We start from the raw sequence: 4198 nt of genomic DNA, 5'->3' as shown, positions 1-4198 counted from the left end.
TTTAAGGGGCTACGCCGCATTTTTCTATAGACTTGTCAAGTTTTTTCTGAAAAAAAGAGCAAGATATATTTCTATACCTTGCAATTCTAAAATAAACAATATAACTTTTCTTAACTTAATGACATTGCATAATACGTACATCTTTTTTACAATAACAATATTATTTATTTTATAGCCTAGGTTAATGATACATTGTGATCATCCTGCTACATTAATATCTTAACCAAACCTTTTAAAATTTATTCTTAAAAAACAAAATTTATATGATACTTTTTAATTGAAATTTAATAAATAATCTTCTTTTCTTATAATTAAACCATATACCTTATGTATTATTTAAGTAAATTTAGTACATAATGTTACAGTATTAATTATATTTTGAAAGGCAGGTGAAACCTTAGTTATATTTATTTTAAATATAACTTACGGTATATTTATGAAAAAATTTATTTGTATTGTTTGTGGATATATTCACGAAGGAAATACTCCTCCTGAAATTTGTCCTATATGCAAAGTAGGACCAGATAAGTTTAAAGAAATGTCTAATGAACTTCAATGGGCTGATGAACATCATATAGGAATAGCTAAAGATATTGATAGTGAACTTATAGAAGGACTAAGAGCTAACTTTATTGGTGAGTGTACAGAAGTAGGAATGTATTTAGCTATGGCAAGGCAAGCTGATAGAGAAGGTTATCCTGAAGTAGCTGAGGCTTACACTAGAATTGCTTACGAAGAAGCAGAACATGCTTCTAAATTTGCAGAAATTCTTGGTGAAGTTGTTACATGTGATACTAAAGCAAATTTAAGTGCTAGGGTAGAAGCTGAATACGGTGCTTGCCAAGGCAAAAAAGATCTTGCTACATTAGCAAAAAAACATAATTTAGATGCTATACATGATACAGTTCATGAAATGTGTAAAGATGAAGCTAGGCATGGAAAAGCTTTTAAAGGATTACTTGAAAGATATTTTTAATAATATTTTTAAATTTTATTATTTTTCTAAAAAGGAGTTAATCTAAATGCAAAAAATAAATTGTACTATTAATACATGCTCTCATAATAATTCTGGAATATGCTATGCTAATCGTGTAGATATAGGAGGATTTGGAGCAAAAACAGATTGTAATACTTGTTGTGGTTCATTTTTAAGTCAAAACATTTACGGTAATCTTACAAATAATACAAATGATTCAAGTCATTGTACTGCTTTAGTATGTAAAGTTAATACTTGTACATATAATGATAATAGCTTATGTAATTTACCTAGTATTACAGTAACAGGGCATAACCCTATAGCTTACACTGAAACTAATTGTTCATCTTTTAATTTTAAAAAATAATTTTATTTATAAAACAATATATATTACTATTAATTAACTCCGTAAAACATTTGGTGTATTATGCTAAGTTTTACGGAGTTTAATTTACTACTCTATATTGTTAACATATTGACAATATTATATTTTTAATGTATATTGTTCTTATATGAAATACATATGTATTTCCACAAAGAACAAAGAGGTGATATTATGAAAAAAATATCTTTAATAAGTAAAATTTTTATATTTTTATTCTTAGGAATTATTTTAGGTTTAACATGTAAAAAATTCAACTTTACATTTCCCATAAATACTTTAAATACTTTTAGTGTCTTATTCGGAAATTTTTTATCTTTTATAATTCCACTAATAATTATAGGATTTATAGTTCCTGGAATTGCTTCTTTAGGTAATAAGTCTGGAGGAACTCTTTTAATTACTGTTTTAGTAGCTTATATTTCTACTATTTTTTCAGGAATATGTGCATTTTTTGCTGGTAAAACTTTATTACCTAAACTACTATATAATTCTACATTAATAAATGAAAGTACAAATTCCTTATATCCTTTTTTCACCATAGATATTCCACCAATTATGAGTGTAATGTCTGCACTAGTCTTTGCTTTTATTTTTGGAATTGGTATATCAAAAATAAAAAATAGTATGTTATTAAAAGTAGCTGAAGAATTTAGTTATATAACTTCTTTAATTATTTCTAAAATTTTAATACCATTAGTTCCTGTATATATATGCTGTATTTTTGCAAAATTAAGCTACAATGGTGAAATATTTTCAACTTTAAAATCATTTGCTATTGTATATGTAATTTTATTTTTACTACAAATCTCATATATAATAATTCAATTTATTATTTCTGGAATTATCAAAAATACTTCTCCTTTAAAGCTATTAAAGAATATGTTACCTGCATATATTACTGCTTTAGGAACTCAGTCTTCTGCTGCTACAATTCCAATTACATTAGAATGTGTAAAGAAAAATGGCGTAAGTAAAAATACTAGGGAATTTGTAGTTCCACTAGCTGCAACTATTCATATAGCAGGTGATACAATTACCTTAGTTCTTACATCTATGGCTGTAATGTATATGAATGGAAGAGTTCCAACTATAGAATTAATGTTGCCATTTATTTTTATGTTGGCAATATCAATGGTAGCTGCACCTGGAGTTCCTGGTGGTGGAGTAATGGCTGCATTAGGTTTGCTTGAATCAATGCTTGGATTTGGAGGTTTAGAAAAATCAATAATGATTTCTCTTCATGCAGCACAAGATAGTTTTGGTACTGCTACTAATGTAACTTGTGATGGTTCTATAGCCATTATAGTTGATTATTTATCTAATAAACTAAATAAAACTAGTAATACTGAAATTTTCATAGAGAATAACTTTAATTGTGAAACTAATCCTTCAAAATCTACATTGTAAAATTTCATTTAATATTTTATAAAAAGAAACAGAACTCTTGCAAATTTCAAGAATTCTGTTTCTTTTTACTAATATAAATACTTTAAGTAAAAATAATTCATTAATATAAATAATCTCTAGTAAGTGGTAAGTTATTATTAACACCTTTTGTAAATTGAATTTGATGAAGATCTACAACTCCACTATTAAATGCAGCTGCACAAGAACATAAATATAAACGCCACATTCTTATAAATCTATCATCAAAGTTTGTACATATTCTATAGATATTATCCTCAAAATTTTTATACCATTCTAATAATGTTTTAACATAATGTCTTCTTAAGCTTTCTACATCCACAGTATAAAAATTATAATCTGCTGATAAGTTTATAATTTCTCTTAAACTTGGTATAACTCCACCGGGGAAAATATATTTTTTAATCCATGCGTCTCCCTCAGATTCAGTTAATCCACTTATATAATGAAGGACAAATACTCCACTTTCATTTAACACTGAATTAACATTTTTAAAAAATAAGTCATAATTTTCTCTTCCAACATGCTCAAGCATTCCTACACTAACTATTCTATCAAATTTCATATTTGATTTTTTCAAATCTCTATAATCCATAAGTTTAACATCTAAATAATCTTCTAAATGCTCCTTAGCAATTCTTTCTTTAAACTTTTTATACTGTTCTTGGCTTAAGGTTATTCCAACACCCTTAATTTTATATTTTTTAACTGCTTCTATTAGTAAATAACCCCATCCACAACCAATATCTAATAAGGTTTGACCTTCTTGTAAATTTAATTTTTTTAATATATGATTAATTTTATTCATTTGAGCCTCATATAAAGAATTATTATTATCTTTAAAATAAGCACAAGAATAACTCATTGTTTCATCTAACCATAAAGAGTAAAAATCATTTCCTAAGTCATAATGATATGAAATCTCTTCTTTTTGTTCACCTTTTGATCCTGCTTTATGGAATATTTTAGGTAAAGCTTTGAAATTAGTTATAAATTTATCTTTATATCTTAAAATAGCATCAAGCACTTCAAATAAATTTCCTTCTATTTCTATAGTGCCATCCATATATGCTTCTCCTAAAGCTAATGATGTGCTATTTAATAAATCTTTTTTCTTTATAGGTTTCTTTAAAATAACCTTAAACAAAGGTTCTTTTGTTCCAACTAAAAAGTCTTCTCCATCCCAAAATTTTATTTCAAATGAAATATCATCAAAATTCTTTAAAAAGGTTTTAAAAAAAACTTTTTCTAAATCCACAAAAATTCCTTCTTTCGTAATTAATATTTATTTTATTAATTTTAAAATATCTTTCTTAAGTTTTATATCTTTTTACTAAAACTTATAATTTAAGGTTATTATATACGGCTTTTTTTTTCAATTCAAGCAATGCATAATTTCCGTAATAGTAATT

Annotated in this window: 4 protein-coding genes; 3 read left to right on the top strand and 1 reads right to left on the bottom strand. The window is 25.7% G+C overall.

Features of this window, described 5'->3' with window-relative positions; all coding sequences use genetic code 11:
* The first annotated feature begins 436 nt into the window (after positions 1–436).
* From GBZ86_RS13255 to GBZ86_RS13245, 3 genes are all read left to right on the top strand, one after another.
* A complete protein-coding gene (locus GBZ86_RS13255; RefSeq protein ID WP_152891391.1) occupies positions 437–976 on the top strand; it encodes an NADH peroxidase in 540 nt (179 codons plus the stop codon).
* 46 nt (positions 977–1022) lie between these two features.
* Entirely contained in the window at positions 1023–1343 is a 321-nt protein-coding gene (locus tag GBZ86_RS13250) for a DUF1540 domain-containing protein (RefSeq protein WP_152891389.1), read from the top strand.
* Between the two features lie 189 nt (positions 1344–1532).
* Positions 1533–2768, top strand: coding sequence for a dicarboxylate/amino acid:cation symporter (locus GBZ86_RS13245; RefSeq protein WP_152891387.1), 1236 nt, complete (start codon positions 1533–1535; stop codon positions 2766–2768).
* A 100-nt stretch (positions 2769–2868) separates the two neighbouring features.
* On the opposite strand, the gene GBZ86_RS13240 is transcribed toward GBZ86_RS13245, so the two are convergent.
* The gene (locus tag GBZ86_RS13240; protein WP_327445260.1) at positions 2869–4044 is read right to left on the bottom strand and encodes a cyclopropane-fatty-acyl-phospholipid synthase family protein; all 1176 of its coding nucleotides are present in this window, start codon (positions 4042–4044) and stop codon (positions 2869–2871) included.
* Between the last annotated feature and the right edge of the window lie 154 nt (positions 4045–4198).

It is taken from the genome of Clostridium tarantellae (genome assembly GCF_009295725.1).
Classification (GTDB): Bacteria; Bacillota; Clostridia; order Clostridiales; family Clostridiaceae; genus Sarcina; species Sarcina tarantellae.
The sequence above is the reverse complement of the archived record's forward strand: the minus strand, read 5'-3'. Positions and strand labels throughout refer to the sequence as shown.

Coding starts and splice junctions, on each gene's coding strand:
- GBZ86_RS13245 (WP_152891387.1), top strand. CDS start 1,533: ATGAAAAAAATATCTTTAATAAGTAAAATTTTTATATTTTTATTCTTA.
- GBZ86_RS13250 (WP_152891389.1), top strand. CDS start 1,023: ATGCAAAAAATAAATTGTACTATTAATACATGCTCTCATAATAATTCT.
- GBZ86_RS13255 (WP_152891391.1), top strand. CDS start 437: ATGAAAAAATTTATTTGTATTGTTTGTGGATATATTCACGAAGGAAAT.